10 protein-coding genes are annotated in these 15937 nt (G+C 65.8%); 3 read left to right on the top strand and 7 right to left on the bottom strand.

Annotated elements, in window-relative coordinates; genetic code table 11:
- Nucleotides 1–4: 4 nt before the first annotated feature.
- Complete coding sequence (locus AC1TXO_RS20940; RefSeq protein WP_486403503.1) at nt 5–1351, bottom strand: carbohydrate porin; 1347 nt, start codon at nt 1349–1351, stop codon at nt 5–7.
- A gap of 336 nt (nt 1352–1687) precedes the next feature.
- Nucleotides 1688–3739 (bottom strand): TonB-dependent receptor, encoded by a 2052-nt coding sequence (locus AC1TXO_RS20935; protein ID WP_486403502.1) that lies wholly within the window; start codon nt 3737–3739, stop codon nt 1688–1690.
- 194 nt (nt 3740–3933) lie between these two features.
- Between AC1TXO_RS20935 and AC1TXO_RS20930 the strand changes: the two genes are divergently transcribed.
- Both AC1TXO_RS20930 and AC1TXO_RS20925 read left to right on the top strand, forming a co-directional pair.
- A complete protein-coding gene (locus AC1TXO_RS20930; protein WP_486403501.1) occupies nt 3934–4155 on the top strand; it encodes a VF530 family protein in 222 nt (73 codons plus the stop codon).
- Between the two features lie 2 nt (nt 4156–4157).
- Nucleotides 4158–4793 (top strand): Pr6Pr family membrane protein, encoded by a 636-nt coding sequence (locus tag AC1TXO_RS20925; RefSeq protein ID WP_486403500.1) that lies wholly within the window; start codon nt 4158–4160, stop codon nt 4791–4793.
- 23 nt (nt 4794–4816) lie between these two features.
- Here the strand turns inward: AC1TXO_RS20925 and AC1TXO_RS20920 are convergent, their stop codons facing one another.
- The 4 genes from AC1TXO_RS20920 to AC1TXO_RS20905 form a co-directional block, all read right to left on the bottom strand.
- A complete protein-coding gene (locus tag AC1TXO_RS20920; protein ID WP_486403499.1) occupies nt 4817–5578 on the bottom strand; it encodes a siderophore-interacting protein in 762 nt (253 codons plus the stop codon).
- A complete protein-coding gene (locus tag AC1TXO_RS20915) occupies nt 5575–6117 on the bottom strand; it encodes a PadR family transcriptional regulator (protein WP_486403498.1) in 543 nt (180 codons plus the stop codon). Before AC1TXO_RS20915 ends, AC1TXO_RS20920 begins: the two co-directional genes overlap by 4 nt.
- Nucleotides 6118–6232: 115 nt before the next feature.
- Entirely contained in the window at nt 6233–9349 is a 3117-nt protein-coding gene (locus tag AC1TXO_RS20910; protein WP_486403497.1) for a transglycosylase domain-containing protein, read from the bottom strand.
- 102 nt (nt 9350–9451) lie between these two features.
- Entirely contained in the window at nt 9452–11071 is a 1620-nt protein-coding gene (locus AC1TXO_RS20905) for an FMN-binding glutamate synthase family protein (protein WP_486403496.1), read from the bottom strand.
- Nucleotides 11072–11253: 182 nt separating this feature from the next.
- Between AC1TXO_RS20905 and AC1TXO_RS20900 the strand changes: the two genes are divergently transcribed.
- A complete protein-coding gene (locus tag AC1TXO_RS20900) occupies nt 11254–11514 on the top strand; it encodes a type B 50S ribosomal protein L31 (protein WP_486403495.1) in 261 nt (86 codons plus the stop codon).
- Nucleotides 11515–11562: 48 nt separating this feature from the next.
- Here the strand turns inward: AC1TXO_RS20900 and AC1TXO_RS20895 are convergent, their stop codons facing one another.
- Nucleotides 11563–15855, bottom strand: coding sequence for a DEAD/DEAH box helicase (locus AC1TXO_RS20895; protein WP_486403494.1), 4293 nt, complete (start codon nt 15853–15855; stop codon nt 11563–11565).
- Between the last annotated feature and the right edge of the window lie 82 nt (nt 15856–15937).

Here is a 15937-nt window from a genome sequence, read left to right as displayed (position 1 = left end):
GGGTTCAGAAACTGCTCTGGATCTTCAGGCCGCCGACCAGCGCGTCATCGACCTGCGACACCCCGCCCGGATGGCGGATGTACTGCAGGTTCGGGCGCACGGTGAGCCAGTCGGCCAGGTGGATGCCGTAATAGAGCTCGGCGCTGTATTCGGTGTCCTGCACGGGCAGGAAGCCTGGATTGTCGTAGTCGAAGACGGCGTTGGCCTGGTTGGCCAGGCGGGCGTTCTTGCGGTAGGCGGGGTTGACGTGCACGCGGGCGAGGGCGAAACCGATGTCGTCCTTGGCGCGGGCATCGAAGGGCCCCTTGTACACCACACCTGCCTGAACATAGTTGTCGATGGCATTGGTCTTCTTGTCGTGCATCGTGGCATTGGCGAACAGGCCCAGCCCACGCGAGGCGTCCGAGGCGAGCGAGGTCACCTGTTGCTGCGCGCCGAGCCAGAAACCGTGCTTGCTGGCGCCGCTGCGGTAAGCCTGGCCGCTCAGGGCTGCCGGTTGGCCGTTGCCGTCCTTGTAGACATCCTGTGCCTTGGCATTACTGTAGTAGTAGCCGGCGCGATATTCCCCTTTCAGGCCATTGACCTGCGGGCTCCACACCAGTTCGATCGGCATCAGTGCGCCTTGCGTGCCACTGCCGCTGAGCTTGAAGCCATTGCCGGACTCGAGGTTCGAGGGGTTCTGTTCGAAGACGCCGACCTGGGCGTAGAGATCGTCGGCGAGGTTGTAGCGCACGCGCAGTGCCCACTGGCTGACCGGCCAGTTGTACCAGATGCCACCGACCCAGTTGCCCACCTGCGAGCCGCAGAACGCCAGGTTCTGGAAGTCGCAGGGGAAGCTGTTGAAGTCCTCGCCTTCGCCGAAGCGGCCAAGCTTCACGTCCAGCGCGCCGTCGAAGAATTTCTGCTTGATCCACATCTGCGTCAGGCGCCAGGTTTCGCCGCGCCCCCAGACTTCCTGGGCGGAGGTGAAACCGCCCACGCGCGGGTCGTTGATGCGGTCGTTGCTGATGTTCTGGCCGTGGCGTTCGGTGAGCGTCAGCTGGAATTCGCTGTCGTGCCAGCCGAGGATCTTCTGCAGGTCCAGGTGCGCGCCGAGGGTGAACTGGTCGCTGTAGCGTGCAGTGCGGTCGTGATCGAAGCCACCGTGCAGGTTGCTGCCCATTTCGCCGGTGTAGCCGAGGGTGAAGTCGTAGCCCTGTTCCCTGAGTGCGCGACGGGTCCCACCCCAATCACCCAACATCCAGGGGGATTCGGTGGCGAAGTCGGCGTCGGCACTGACGCTTGGCGAAAAGCCGCCGAGCAGGGCGGTGAGGGCGAGGCCCGGGTATCGATTCTTCGGCAGTTGGAGCATGAGATAGCGCTGTCTTTTGATTATTGAAAAAAACGCAAGCGCACCGAGGAGTGGGCTCATCGATGGAAATGGCTACGGGAAGTCATGAGTGAAGCGTTTCAGCTTGCGATGGGGAGGATATAGCGGAAGTTGTAAGAAAAAAAGACAAAATGTCGCAGGGGATTGTTGTCGCAGGCGTAATAGTTGGTGCAGTTCCTGTAGGAGCGGGCTTGCCCGCGAAAAAGACACCGCGCTGCCTGGCACGGGCTACGCCCGTGTTCGCGGGCAAGCCCGCTCCTACACGGATTGGGCTGGCCTTTAGATTTTGAACAAGACAGTTGTGCCTCTGCACGCAGGTCAGAAGCTGGTGCGCAACCCGACTTCGACGCTACGTCCCGGTGCCGGCGCGATGTCGCGCAGGATGGAGCTGGCATAACGCACCGTCTGGTCGGTCAGGTTCTCGCCGCGAACGAAGGCCAGCCACTGGCTGTGGCCGATGTCGAAGCGGTAGCCGACGCTGGCACCGAGGGTGGTGTAGCCATCGGTGCTGTGCTCGTTGTCCGGCTTGCGGTGCTGCGAGGCGGCGTGCTGCACGTCGACGCGCGCCTGCCAGCGGTCCAGCTCCCACAGCAGGCCAGTGTTCAGGCGCAGCGGGGCGATGCGTGGCAGCGGCTCGCCAGTGTCGAGGTTCTTGGCGCGGGTGTAGTCGCCGGACAGTTCCAGGGCAAAGCTGCCGTAGCGGTTTTCCACCAGCTTCCAGCGGTCCTGGGCCTCGATGCCGTAGAAGCGTGCCCGTACGCCCTGGTACAGGTACTCGGGAATGCCGCCGTCGTCGTGGTCATGATCGTGATCGTGGTCATCATCGCCATGATCATGGTCATGCCCTTCGCGCAGGTTGCCGCTGCCGATCAGGCCGATGTAGTTGCGAAAGTGGCTGTAGAACACGCCGACACTGCCCTTGTGCGTGCCGTTGTCGAAGCGCAGCGCCAGGTCGCCGGAAATCGCCTTTTCCTTGTTCAGGTCCGGGTCGCCCACCTCATAGGCGCCGGTGGCGACGTGGGCGCCGTTGGCATACAGCTCGTAGAAGGTCGGCGCGCGCTCGGTGTAGGCCAGGCTCGCAGCCAGCGCCCAGACCGGATCGAGCTGGTACACCGCGCCGGACGACAGGCTGGCGGCGTTGAAGCTGGTGGAACTGTCGGCACCGACGAAGTTCTCGTTGCCCTTGGCGTCTGGGTCGATACGGGTGTGTTCCAGGCGTGCGCCCAGGCTCAGGTTCAGGCGCTCGGTGGCCTGCCATTGCTCTAGCATGAACAGCGCCAGGCTGTCGGTATCGGTGTGCGGCACGAAGGCTTCTTCACCCAGTGCCGAGAATTCGTTGCGGCTGACCTGCGCGCCGATCACCCCTTCGACCGGGCCGATGGGCTGGTGACGCGCCTCGATGCGCGCCTCGTAGCCCTTGTTCTTGAAGGTGGTGTGGACTTCGCCCTCTTCGATCTCGCGGTGCTGGTAGTCGGTGTAGCCGGCATCGACCTTGATCGAGCTGAACGGCCCCTCCAGGTCGCGCAGTTCAGAGGCGAAGGCGTAGTGGTCCTGCTCCATGTCCAGGCGCACGCCGGGTTCTGCCACCGAACCGTAATTGCTGTCGTAGCGGCTGTAGGACAGGCCTGCGTAGCCATGATCCCAGTGGTAGGCACCACCGATGGCGCCGCCGTCCTGGCGGCCGTCGCTGTTCTCCAGGCGGTGCTTGCTGCCGGGCTCGTCAGCATCGCGGACCTTCGAGCTGCGGGCGTAGCCTGGGATGCGCAGGTCATTGAACTGGCGGCTGTTGGCGTCCAGGTGCAGGGCGAAGTTGCCGTCGCCGGCCTCGAGCTTGCCGGCGCTGCTGCGGGTGGTGTCGGCGCCGCCGTAACGCAATTCGCCTGCGCCATGGATGCCATCGATGGGCGAGTCGGGGATGCGGTTGTCGAAGGTGTTGACCACGCCACCGATGGCGTTGCCCCCGTAGAGCAGGGCCGCAGGGCCGCGCACGATCTCGACCCGCTCGACGGTGACCGGGTCCAGCGGCACGGCATGGTCATAGGACAGCGACGAGGCGTCCAGCGCACCGACGCCGTTGCGCAGGATGCGGATGCGGTCGCCATCCAGGCCGCGGATCACCGGGCGACTGGCGCCGGGGCCGAACCAGGTGGAGGCGACGCCGGGCTGCTTGTTCAGGGTTTCACCGAGGCTGCCGTGCTGCTGTTGCAGCAGGCCGTCGCCTTCGAGCACGGTGCTGGGCGCTGCGAGCTGGCGGTTGCCCAGAGGGTTGGCGGTGATCACCTGGGGCTCGAGCTCCACCGCCTGGCTGGGCGATGACGCCAGCCACAAGGCGACGGCGAGGGGGGATAGGCGCAGGGGCATGGACAACATGAGCGTGTGACGTTCCTTGGCAGATAGTTTTATAAAGTCTTTGATAGATACAATATAACATTGCCATTTCATCATGGAGGGCTTGCGTCTGGCCAGCGGTTTGTGGCGCCGCTCTGGCGCGCGGTGCCTGCATCCGTCTCCATCAGCCCACTACACTGGTGTAAGGTGCGCATCTTTGAACGCAGGAGCACTGCATGAGCACGGCCCAACACAACGCACTGCACGGCAAGACGCTGGAGCAGATCCTTACCGAGCTGGTGGCCCACTACCAATGGCAGGGCCTGGCGGAACGTATCGACATCCGCTGCTTCAAGAGCGACCCGAGCATCAAGTCGAGCCTGAGTTTCCTGCGCAAGACGCCTTGGGCGCGTGAAAAGGTCGAGCAGCTGTACGTCAAGCTGTCGCGCAAGGCTTGAGGGTGCCGCGTCCCTGGCTCACTCTCGTTGCGCTGCTTGGCTGGGCGGGGTTGGCCGTGCAGCTTTACCTGGTGCTGCTGGCGCGCTGGCAGGAGCAGGCCAGCCTGATCGGCGGCATGGTCAATCTGTTCGGTTATTTCACCGTGCTGAGCAACACCCTGGTGGCGACCGTGCTGAGCCATGCCGCGTTCGGCCGTGAGTCGGCGGCGCGGCGCTGGTTCCTGAAGCCGGCGGTGAGTGCCGGGGTGCTGGTCAGCATCGTGCTGGTGGCGCTGGCCTACAGCCTGTTGCTGCGTCACCTGTGGCGACCCGAAGGTTGGCAGTGGCTGGCCGACGAACTGCTGCACGACGTGATGCCGCTGGTGTTCGTCGTGTACTGGTGCCTGGCGGTACCCAAGGGGTGCTTGCGGCTATGGCACCTGGGCGTCTGGAGCCTGTATCCGCTGGTGTATTTCCTGTTCACCCTGTGGCGGGGGCACGAGATCGGGGTTTACCCGTACCCCTTCGTCGATGTCGCGAGCCTGGGGTATGGGCAGGTGATGCTCAATGCGCTGGGGGTGTTGGCAGGGTTCTGGGTGATCGGCTTGCTGGTGATCGGGGTGGATCGGTGGTGGGGGCGGGCGATGCACAGGCCGTAGCGGTCCTGTGCCGCGAAAGGCCGCTACGCATCATCCGCTGTGCCGTCTGCACGCCAGTAGGCGGCGGCCTTGAGCGCATCCTCGGCCACGCCCTTTTCCAGCAGCAGTGCCTTGGCCTGTCGGGTCAGGCCTTTTTCAAGAGCGACCCAGCCATACAGCCGACCCTGCGGCAGCGCCAGGCGCTCCACCAGTCCGAGCAAGTCCTCGGTATGCCGGCGCACCCAGATCACTTCCACTTGCGCCTTGCTCGGCAGTGGCTGGCGTTCCTGTTCATCCTCGATCTGGATCACCGCCAGCACCTGGCGGCCGGCCGGCAGTTCCTCGAGGCGCCGGGCGATGGCGGGAATGGCGGTTTCGTCGCCGATCAGCAGGTAGCTGTCGAAGATGTCCGGCACCACCATCGAAGCCCGTGGGCCGGCGATGTCCAGGTGCTGACCTGGCGCGGCCTGGGCAGCCCAGGTCGAGGCAGGGCCGTCGCCATGCAGGACGAAGTCGATGTCCAGCTCCAGGGCGTCGAGGTCGATGCGCCGCGGTGTGTATTCGCGCATGGTCGGTCGTGCGCCACCGTCGCGGCCCAGGTTGCGAGCGTCGATTGCCTGTTGTTCCTCGGGGGTACATGCGAACAGCACCTTGACGTGGTCGTCCGTGCCCAGGCTGGTGAAGCCTGCCAGTTCGGGGCCACCGAGGGTGATGCGGCGCATGCGCGGGGTCAGGTCGCGGACCTGCAGTACCTGCAGGCGACGCTGGCGGATCTCGTGGTTGACGCGATGAATGGTGTCGCTCATGGGGTTTTCTCCTGAACGGAATCGGTCGGCCCGCCTGCGATGGCCCTGGCCGTGTCGTTGAGCAGCCCGCGCACCCGGGCGATTTCCTCGGGTGTCCAGCGGCCGCTGTGCATGTGCAGAGCGTGACGCAGGTTGCCGACCGCTTCGTTGATTTCCGGCGGTCGGTCATGCCCGCGCAGGGCACGCTTGCTCAACTCGATGCGCATGCGCACGCCGTCGAGGGCGATGGCCTGTTCGGCGAGTGAGTGGCGGCCGGCGGCGGTAATGGCATACAGGCGCTTGCTGCCCTGGATCTGGCCGCTGATCAGCTCGGCTTCTTCGAGAAAATTGAGTGTCGGGTAGATCACCCCGGGGCTTGGGCTGTAGCTGCCGTCGAACAGCCCTTCGATCTGGCGGATCAGGTCGTAGCCATGGCCGGGTTGCTCGGCCAGCATCGACAGCATCAGCAGTTTCAGATCGCCCGGAGCGAAGACTCGCGGGCCGCGCTCGCCGCGACCGGGGCGGCGTTCGAAGGGATCATGGGGTGCGTGGTCACGCATGGCGTGGAGGCTCCATGTGTTTAGATATATCGCAAGATATTACTCAAGATATATCTAAACACAAGCCTCTAAATGCGGATGGTTATCATCTAATATTTCGATGGGTCATCCGCGCTCAGTGCATCGCCAGCTGTGGAGCCTTGCATTCATTGGGGTTGCCCGGCTCCAGATACGGCATCAGGATCGGTGCCATGCCCTTGAGCACCTGCACCGGCAATGCCGAGGTGAACTTGAAGGATTCCGCCGTGCGTCCCGGGACGAAGGCTGTGAGCGTGCCGAAGTGGTTGTCGCCGAGGAAGAACACGAAGGTCGCGGTGCGGTTCAGCGACCGTGAGCCGATCAGTCGCCCGCCGGCCCCGTAGCTCTGCAGGCGATTGTCGCCTGTGCCGGTCTTGCCGCCCATCACCAGCGAGGTGCCGTCGTGCAGCTTGAAACTGCCGGAAATGCGCCGCGCGGTACCGGCATCGACCACCTGCGACATGGCGCCTTTCAGCGCACGGGCCACTTCCACCTTGAGAATGCGCTGGCCACGGTCAGGGTCGCTGATCAGCTTGGTTTCATAGGGGGTGCCGGCGGCGAAGTGCAGCGTGTCGATGCGCAGGGTCGGCAGGCGCACCCCGTCGTTCTGGATGATCCCCACCAGCTCGGACAGCGCCGCAGGACGGTCACCCGAGCTGCCGATGGCGGTGGCCAGCGACGGCACCAGGTGATCGAACGGGTAGCCCACGCGTTTCCAGCGCTGGTGGATGTCGAGAAACGCCTCGATCTCGACCATGGTGCGGATGCGGCTGTCACGGGCGCCCTGGTGACGGCTCTTGAACAGCCAGCTGTACACCTCCTGGCGCTCGAAGCGGCTGGCATTGACCATGTCGGTGGTGGTGGCGCCGGGGTTTTTCAGCAGGTAGCCGAGCAGCCACAGGTCGAGCGGGTGGACCTTGGCGATGAAACCCTGGTCGGGCAGGTCGTATTTGCCGGGGCCGTAGGCGACGTACATTTCGGCAAGCCTGCCGTCGTTGAGCCTGGCCATGGCTGCCTTGTCCCTGGCGCTGTGCGCGCGCACGAAGGCGTTGAAGGTTTCCTGGCCTGCCTCGGGGAACAGGTAGCGGTGTACGGCAGCCAGGCGTTGCGGGGTGACCCGCATGCTGTCGAGGAAGGTGTCCAGGCGCTGCTGCGAGGTCTTGCGCTGGTACTTGCGCCAGAAGCGCATGAGGTAGTTGGTGCCTTCGCGGTCGGCGAAGCGCGCCAGGTACTCCTGGCGGCGCGGGTCGGCGTCATCCTTGAGCAGCGGCTCGCGGTTGTAGGGCTGCTGGTAGGTGACGTAGCGCACCAAGTCGCGCATCAGGCGGATGAACGGCAGGTTGATCGACTCGCGCAAGGCGTCCTTGAGCGTTGGGTTGCGGCCGTTGTCCTCCTTGCGGAAGTTGTTGAACACGTGCATGCCGCCGCCGGTGAAGAAGGCCTCGCCGGTGTTGGCCGAGTACTTGCGCTCCAGCGCTGCGTCGAGCATGGCGTCGAGGTTCTGGTCCTTGCTGTTCTGCATCAGCCATTCCAGCGACCACTGGCTGATACGGTCGAGGTCGGCCACTTCGACCTTCTTCAGTTCGGCCACCGGTTTGCCGGCGTACTTGTCGTGCAGTTCGGCGATGATCTCCAGGTAGGTGGTCAGCACCCGCAGTTTGGCGGTCGAACCCAGCTCCAGCTTGCTGCCCTCGTTGATGTCGAACGGCTGGTTGGTGCTGTCGGTCTGTACCCGGACCCGCGAGCCATCGGCGGTGCGCTCGAACAGGGTGAAGCTGTAGCTGACCTGGTCGGTGGTCTTGCTGGTCAGCAGGCGTTCGCCGATCAGGCCGATCTGCGCGGCGAACTCGGGGTCGGCGAGGTTCTTCAGGTACTGGCTGACCTGGGTCTGCAGGTCGGCCTGCAGGGTGCTGGTAGCCGAGACGTCGAGGCGGTCGAGGTCGTACAGCGGGCGGTTGAGCATGGCCGCGAGGCGGTTGCGGGCCAGGCTGATGCCCTTGTTGGTGATGATCGGCACGATGGTCGGCTGGGCCACCCAGTCGCGGTACACCGCCTTGCTGGCCAGCGCGGCGTCGGCCAGCGGACGGTCGATGATGCCGTTGGCGGCGAGCACGCGGATGTGCGAGTCGGTGAGCTCTGCCAGTTCGACGCGGCCCTTGGACAGGTAGTGGGACGGCCGGCGCTGGGCGATCATCAGCGACAGCACCTCGCGCAGCGCCAGGCCACGCGCGGCCATGCTCTTTTCATCGGTCTCGGTGGCATTGAGGATCTGGTTCACTTCGGCGAAATCGGCGCCGTACCAGACCCGCAGCCCCTCGGCCAGGCCATGCACCTCGCCATGCCCCGGCACTGCCGAGAGCGGCACGCTGTTGAGGTAGTCGCGCACGATGCGCTGGCGTGCCTCAAGGGTGTCCGGCCCCCCCTGGTAGGCGCGCACGCTGGCGGAAATCATCTGGCGGATCTTCTCGGCGCCATTGACCGTCAGGCCGTCGGGCGAGTGCCGGTACTTTTCCAGCTGGGTCGCCAGGGTGCTGCCGCCAGCCGACTGGCCGGGCAGGGCGAGGTACTTGGCGACCTGGCTGTAGGCTGCCTTGGCGAAACGCGGCCAGTCCACCGCCGGGTTGTTCTGCGGATCCTTGTTGTCGAGCAGGTCGCGGTTCTCGATGAACAGCAGGCTGTTGACGATCACCGGTGGAATCGAGGCGAAGTCGCCATACAGGTGCTGCGGGTAGTGGTACTGGTAGAGGGTGTCGCCACGGCAGTCGGTGATCGACAGGCCGGCCTGGATCTTCTCGACGTAGGGCACGAACAGGCCGTGGTCGACGTAGCGCATCAGCGCCGGCGAGAAGCGTACCTGCTCGCTGATCAGGTAGTCGCGCTTGAGCAGGCGCGGCAGGAACTGCCCCAGGGCGCTGTAGCCCAGGCGCTTGTCGAACGGGCCGTCGCCGGGGTAGACGATGGCATCGCTCGGGCCACGCTCGAGCGAGTAGGTGAGGCTGCTGGCCAGGCGGCTGAATTCACGCGACTGCAGGTCCGAGCTCTGGAGCTCGTCGTAGACGGCAAAGCCCACCGCCACCATGCCCACCAGCACGATCAGGATGATCAGCCGCCACCACAACCGACGCTGACGAGGAGTCTTCGGCTGTGGGGTCTCGGCCAGAGGTGGTTCGGGTGCTTCCGTTCTGGTGTGTTCCGATTGCCACAGTGCGCCCATAGAATTCAGTCCGGCCAGGTGTTTTCGTCTTGCTTGTCTGAAGCTTAGACGCTGGCCGGGTTTGGTGAAAAAATTGTGAGGGCGACGAACTGCGCAGGTGGATCAGGCAGCGGCTTCGCTGTGCGGCTCGAAGCTGTCGGCGCGCGCCAGTTGCCACATCCGCGAGTAGAACTGCCCATCGACTTCACCGGTGAGCAGTTCGCCGGGCTTGAGGAACACGTGCATCTGCGAGAACAGCTTGATCTCGGTGGCGGAGATACGTCGCACCAGGTGCTTGGCTTCCAGTTGCGCCGGGTGCTCGAGCCCGGCGGCGGCCAGCATTTCGGCAAGGGCGCGCAGGGTGTTGTGGTGGAAGTTGAGCACGCGCTGGGCCTTGTCCGGCACCACCAGCGCGCGCTGGCGCAGGGCGTCCTGGGTCGCCACGCCGGTCGGGCACTTGTTGGTGTGGCAGCTCTGCGACTGGATACAACCGATGGCGAACATGAAGCCGCGCGCCGAGTTGGCCCAGTCGGCGCCGATGGCCAGCACGCTGGCGATGTCGAAGGCGCTGACGATCTTGCCGCTGGCGCCGAGCTTGATCTTGTCGCGCAGGTTCAGCCCGACCAGCGTGTTGTGCACGAACAGCAGGCCTTCGCGCAACGGCACGCCGATGTGGTCGGTGAACTCCACGGGCGCGGCGCCGGTGCCGCCTTCCTTGCCGTCGACGACGATGAAGTCAGGAAGGATGCCGGTTTCCAGCATGGCCTTGGCGATGCCCATGAATTCCCATGGATGACCCAGGCAGAACTTGAATCCCACCGGTTTGCCGCCGGACAGCTCACGCAGCTGGGCGATGAACTGCATCATTTCCAGGGGGGTGGAGAAGGCGCTGTGGCGCGACGGCGAGATGCAGTCCTCGCCCATGACGATGCCACGGGTGTCGGCGATTTCCTGGGTCACCTTGTGCTTGGGCAGGATGCCGCCGTGGCCGGGCTTGGCGCCCTGGCTCATCTTGATCTCGATCATCCGCACCTGTGGGTTGGCGGCCTGCTCGGCGAAACGCGCCGGGTCGAAGCGCCCGTCGGCGGTGCGGCAACCGAAATAGCCACTGCCCAGCTCCCAGACCAGGTCGCCGCCGTGCTCGCGGTGATAGGGGCTGATGCTGCCCTCACCGGTGTCATGGGCAAAGTTGCCGAGCCGGGCCCCTTCGTTGAGGGCGCGGATGGCGTTGGCGCTGAGCGAGCCGAAGCTCATGGCCGAGATGTTGAAGATCGACGCCGAATAGGGCTGGCTGCACTGCGGGCCACCAACGGTGATGCGAAAACCCGAGGGGTCGGCCAGGGGCGCCGGGCGCATGGAGTGGCCGATGAACTCGAAGCCCGATTCGTAGACGTCGATCAGGGTGCCGAAGGGCTTGTCGGACGCTTCGTTCTTGGCCCGCGCATACACCAGCGAGCGTTGCGCGCGCGAGAACGGCAGGGCGTCGCTGTCGGACTCGAGCAGGTACTGGCGGATCTCCGGGCGGATGCCTTCGACCAGGTAGCGGATGTTGCCGAGGATCGGGTAGTTGCGGCGAACGGCATGGCGTTTCTGCAGCAGGTCGAACAGGCCGATCAGGCTGAGCACTGCGGTGGTCAGGGTGAAGGGCCACAGCCATTCGTGGTGCAGGAAAGGCAGGCTGGCCAGTGTGAACAGGACACAGGCGGCGAACACGGCGTAACGGCTGAGGAGTGACAGACTCATGCGGAAATCCTTGCGAATGCTTCGGTCAATCAGGCTCAGGGCCTGGGCAAACCCCGACCATAGCCCGGTCGGGTGACAAATGGCCAGCGGACGAAAGGAGGGGAAAAATGAAACTTTGGGTATCGAAAATCATTCTCAATATAGTATGTTATAAAGTATCAACTTGGAGCGAGGAGATTTTCATGAAAGCAGGTATCCATCCCGACTACCGTCCGGTGCTGTTCCACGACACCGCAGCCGATGTGTTCTTCCTGATCGGCTCGACCGTGGACACCGACCGCACCCATGTGCACAGCGATGGCCAGACCTACCCCTACGTGGCGCTGGATGTGTCCAGCGCATCGCACCCGGTGTACACCGGACAGCAGCGCAAGACCACGGTCGAAGGGCGCGTGGCCGGGTTCAACAAGCGCTTTGCCGGATTTGCCGGGAAAGCCAGGTAATCTCGTTGCGCTGCAGCAGCGGTCTGGTGTCGCCACACGAGACCGCTGCTACGCGAGGGAGGGCGGGCGCAACAGGCGCTGGCGCCAGGTCTCCTGTTCCTGCCCAGGTGCTTCGACCAGGAACCGGTATCGACCCGCCACTCGCACCGCCACCGGCACGCCGTCGCGATACAGCAAGCGGTTGCTGCCCATTGCGGGCAGCCTGTCGCCCGGCAGCAGGGTACCGATCAGGTTCAACGGATCGCTGGCACTGACCGCCAGCAGTGCGCCGTCCGGCTCACGCCGGCGCACCTGACGCAACAACCCCACAGCCTCGGGCAGGGCGAATTGCTCGCCGGCCAGCCCGGCGATGAAGCGCCCTCCACGAATTTCCCCGCGAGCCTCGAGCCGGTGATAGCAGCGCAGCAGCTCGCGCCACGGCGGCAGTACGTCACTTTCACGCGCCAGCAGGCGCCAGCAGATCACCCCATAACGACGCAGCAGGGTGCGGGCGATATGCTCCAGGCGTTGCTCGCCATCCTGCTCGTCCGTGCTGCGCCGCAGCAATGCCCAGCGTCCGGCTTGCACCATGCTGCTGGACAGCGGCGGATGGCCGCGCCGGCTGTTGCGCGACGAGCGTTTGGCCGCTGGGGTGATCAGGCTGCGCAAACCGCTGAAGCTGTCTGCGCCCACCAACCCGGAGCCGACCAGCTCCTGCAGGGCCTGTTCCAGCTCGCTGGGCAGCAGGTGGGCTTCCCGGGCGAGCTCGTCGAAGAACAGCGCGCCCTGTGCCTGCAGTGCCTGGTGTACCCGTTGTGCCCGTGCGCCGAGGGCCTCGGGCGCCGCTGCCGTGGCCAGGCTGCGCCACAGCGGCAGGTGCTCGCGGGGCAGCAGCACCAGCGGCGTGCTCGAGAGGGTGCTGCTCGACACACTCGCGGTCAGCCGGGTCCAGGCCCATTGCCCGCTGCGGCAGGCGTCATCCAGCCAGTGCGGGCTGTAATCCTTGATCCGCGCCGGCAGCAACTCGGCCTCCCAGGCGCCGGCAGCGCCGGGGAAGCCTTCCAGTTGCCCGAGCACTTGCGCCACCGCCTGCGGGCCGCGCTGGCGTTGCTCGGCACTCAGGTGCTGCCAGTCGAACAGAAAACGCATGAAGTCCTGCAGGCTGACTGGCTCGATTTCCCGGCGCAGGCGCCTGACGGTGTAGCGGTGGATGCGCGCCAGCAGATGCCGCTCGCACCACTGCAGCGTTGGCTGGCCCGGGCTGAAGTGTCCGCGCAGGACATGCCCCTCGCGCTCCAACCGCGCCAGGGCCTGTTCGACGTCATTCTCGGAGTGACCCAGTGGCTTGGCGATCTGGGCCAGGGTGAGGGGACCGAAGGCACTCAGGCGCCCGCGCAACAGATCGCTCAGGGCGGTGTCCGGATCGATGGCCTGGTCGAAACCGGGCAATGGTTGCAAGGCGGGAACGAGCGTTGCACCGGGATACAGGGCGGTCAGCAAGGTCAGGCGTTCGCGGGCCAGCCACAGCGGCTGGGCGCAGGTGTCCAGGCGGCAGGCGCGGCCACCGTCGGCCAACTGCTCGAGCAGGGTGGCCCAGCCATCGTTGGCCTGCACCTCGGCTTGCGTGATGGCTCCCAGGCTCATCAGTGCCTCGTGCATCTCGTCGACATTGGCCGGTCGGGGCCAGGCTTCATCCTCTACTGCACGGATTGCATCGGCATCCAGCGCGCCGAGGTCGTCACCGTTGTGCACCTCGTTCCAGCGTCGGTTGAGCACCGCCTGGGTGCGTCGTTCTTCCAGCGGGGCGTCGTCGAGAAACGCATACGGGCGGGCATTGAGAATGGCCGAGGCCAGCGGCGAAGGTGCCGGCAGGTCGCGGCTGAGCAAGCGCACCTCGCCGCGCTCCATGCGTCGCAGCAATGCCAGCCAGCCCTCGCTGTCCATGGCCTCGTGCAGGCAGTCGTCGAGGGTCTGCTCCACCAGCGGATGGTCGGGCACCTGGCGTTCGCCGACGATGTTCTCCAGGCAGGCGATCTGGTCGGGGAACACAGCGGCGACCAGGTCCTCGCTCTTCATCCGCTGGATCTGCGGCGCCACCTTGCGCCCGCCGATGTAGCGCGGCAGAGCCATGGCCACCGACGCGTTCCAGCGCCAGCGCACGCCGAACAGCGGGGCATCGAGCAGCGCCTGGACCAGCACCTGTTCGGCGCTGTTGCTCGACAGGTAGCGCCACACCTCGTCGAGGTCGAAGCTGTGGCTGGTCGACAGCGACAACACGATCGCATCTTCGCTGGCCGCTGCCTGCAACTCGAAATTGAACGTGCGACAGAAGCGCTTGCGCAGCGCCAGGCCCCAGGCGCGGTTGATGCGGCTACCGTAGGGCGAATGGATGATCAGCTGGGTGCCGCCGGATTCGTCGAAAAAGCGCTCCATCACCAGCGTCTGCCGGGACGGCAGGGCGCCGAGCACCTGGCGGGTGCGACCCAGGTAGTCGAGCAGTTGGCTGGCGCTGTCGTCGTCCAGGGCATAGTCGGTTTTCAGCCACTGCAGCACGCAGGACAGGTCGGCCTCGTGCTGTTGCAGTTGTCGATCGAGACGCGCCTGCAGGCGGGCGACTGCACTGGACAGTTCGTCACTGCGCCCCGGCGCTTCACCGAGCCAGAACGGGATGGTCGGTGGCAGGCCATGGGCATCCTCGACCCGCACCCGCCCGGGCTCGACCCGCAGGATGCGATAGGAGGCGTTGCCGAGCTGGAAGATGTCGCCAGCGATGCTTTCCACCGCGAAGTCTTCGTTGACGCTGCCGATGTTCAGCGCCTGGGGTTCGAGCAATACGCTGTAGTCGGCGGTTTCGGGAATGGTGCCGCCGCAGGTCAGGGCGGTGAGCTGGCTGCCCCGACGCCCGCGCAGGGTGGCGCTGACGGCGTCGCGGTGCAGGTAGGCGCTGCGCACGCCCTGGCGGCCACTGTAGCCCTCGGCGAGCATGCGCAGCAGCGCCTGGTAGTGCTGCTGGTCAAGGGCGGCATAGGGTGTCGCTGCGCGCAGGCAGTCGAACAGCGCCTGCTCCGGCCAGGGCTGATTGCTGACTTCGGCGACGATCTGCTGGGCCAGCACGTCCAGGGGCGCCTTGGGGATGTGCAGCACATCCAGCTCGCCGCGACGTACGCAGTCGAGCAGGGCCACGCATTCGATCAGGTCGTCGCGCGAGGTGGCGAACAGACGGCCTTTCGGGGTGCCGTCGACCTGGTGCCCGGAGCGCCCGACCCGTTGCAGGAAGGCTGCGATGGAGCCGGGCGAAGCGATCTGGCACACCAGGTCCACCTCGCCGATGTCGATGCCCAGTTCCAGCGATGCGGTGGCCACCAACATCCGTAGCCCACCGGCCTTGAGGCGCTGTTCGGCAGACAGGCGATGCTCCTTGGCCAGGCTGCCGTGGTGGGCGGCGACGGCGTCCTGGCCCAGGCGCTCGCTCAGGTGCCGAGTCAGGCGTTCGGCCAGGCGCCGGGTGTTGACGAACACCAGGGTGGTGCGGTGCTCGCGGGCCAGCTCGGCAAGGCGGTCGTAGAGAAGCGCCCACACATCCGTGGCCATCACCGCCCCCAGCGGCACCGGCGGCACCTCGATGGCCAGGTCGCGCGCGCGGGCATGGCCGACATCGACGATTGCGCAGGGCCGCTGGTGCCCGACCAGAAACTGTGCGACGCGCTCGACGGGGCGCTGGGTGGCCGACAGGCCGATACGGCGCAACGGGCGGCCGCACAGGGCTTGCAGGCGCTCCAGGGTCAGCGCCAGGTGGCAGCCGCGCTTGTTGCCGGCCAGGGCATGGATCTCGTCGACGATCACCGTGTGCACCGCGCCCAGCCCGGCTCGTCCGGAGGCCGAGCCCAGCAGCACGTAGAGCGATTCAGGCGTGGTTACCAGGATGTGGGGCGCGCGCTTGCGCATGGCCGCGCGGTCTTTCTGCGGGGTGTCGCCGGTGCGTACGGCGGTGGTGATGGACGGCGCGTGCAGGCCTTGCTCGGCGAGTACCTGGGCAATGCCCTCCAAGGGCGCCTGGAGGTTGAGGCGGATGTCGTTGGACAGCGCCTTGAGCGGCGAAACATAGATTACCCGGGTGTGTGCTGGCAGCTCGCCGTCGTGTTCGAGCGCCTCGCGAAACAGTTCGTCGAGCACCGCGAGAAAGGCGCTGAGGGTCTTGCCCGAGCCGGTCGGTGCCGCCAGCAGCATCGACTGCCCGGCGTGGATCAGCGGCCAGGCGCGGGCCTGGGCGTCGGTGACCGTGGCGAAACGCTGCCGGAACCAGGTGCCGACGGCAGGATGGAACAGGTCGAGCGCCGGGTGGTGCAGGGCGGGGAGGTTCATGCAGTGGTTATGGCGCCTGGGCAGGTGATTGGCAAGGGGCCGTTCGTCCGGCATCGGTCGGGGCAGCCTTTTCTCGGACAGA

This window comes from Pseudomonas sp. FA117 (genome assembly GCF_057370475.1).
The sequence above is the reverse complement of the archived record's forward strand: the minus strand, read 5'-3'. Positions and strand labels throughout refer to the sequence as shown.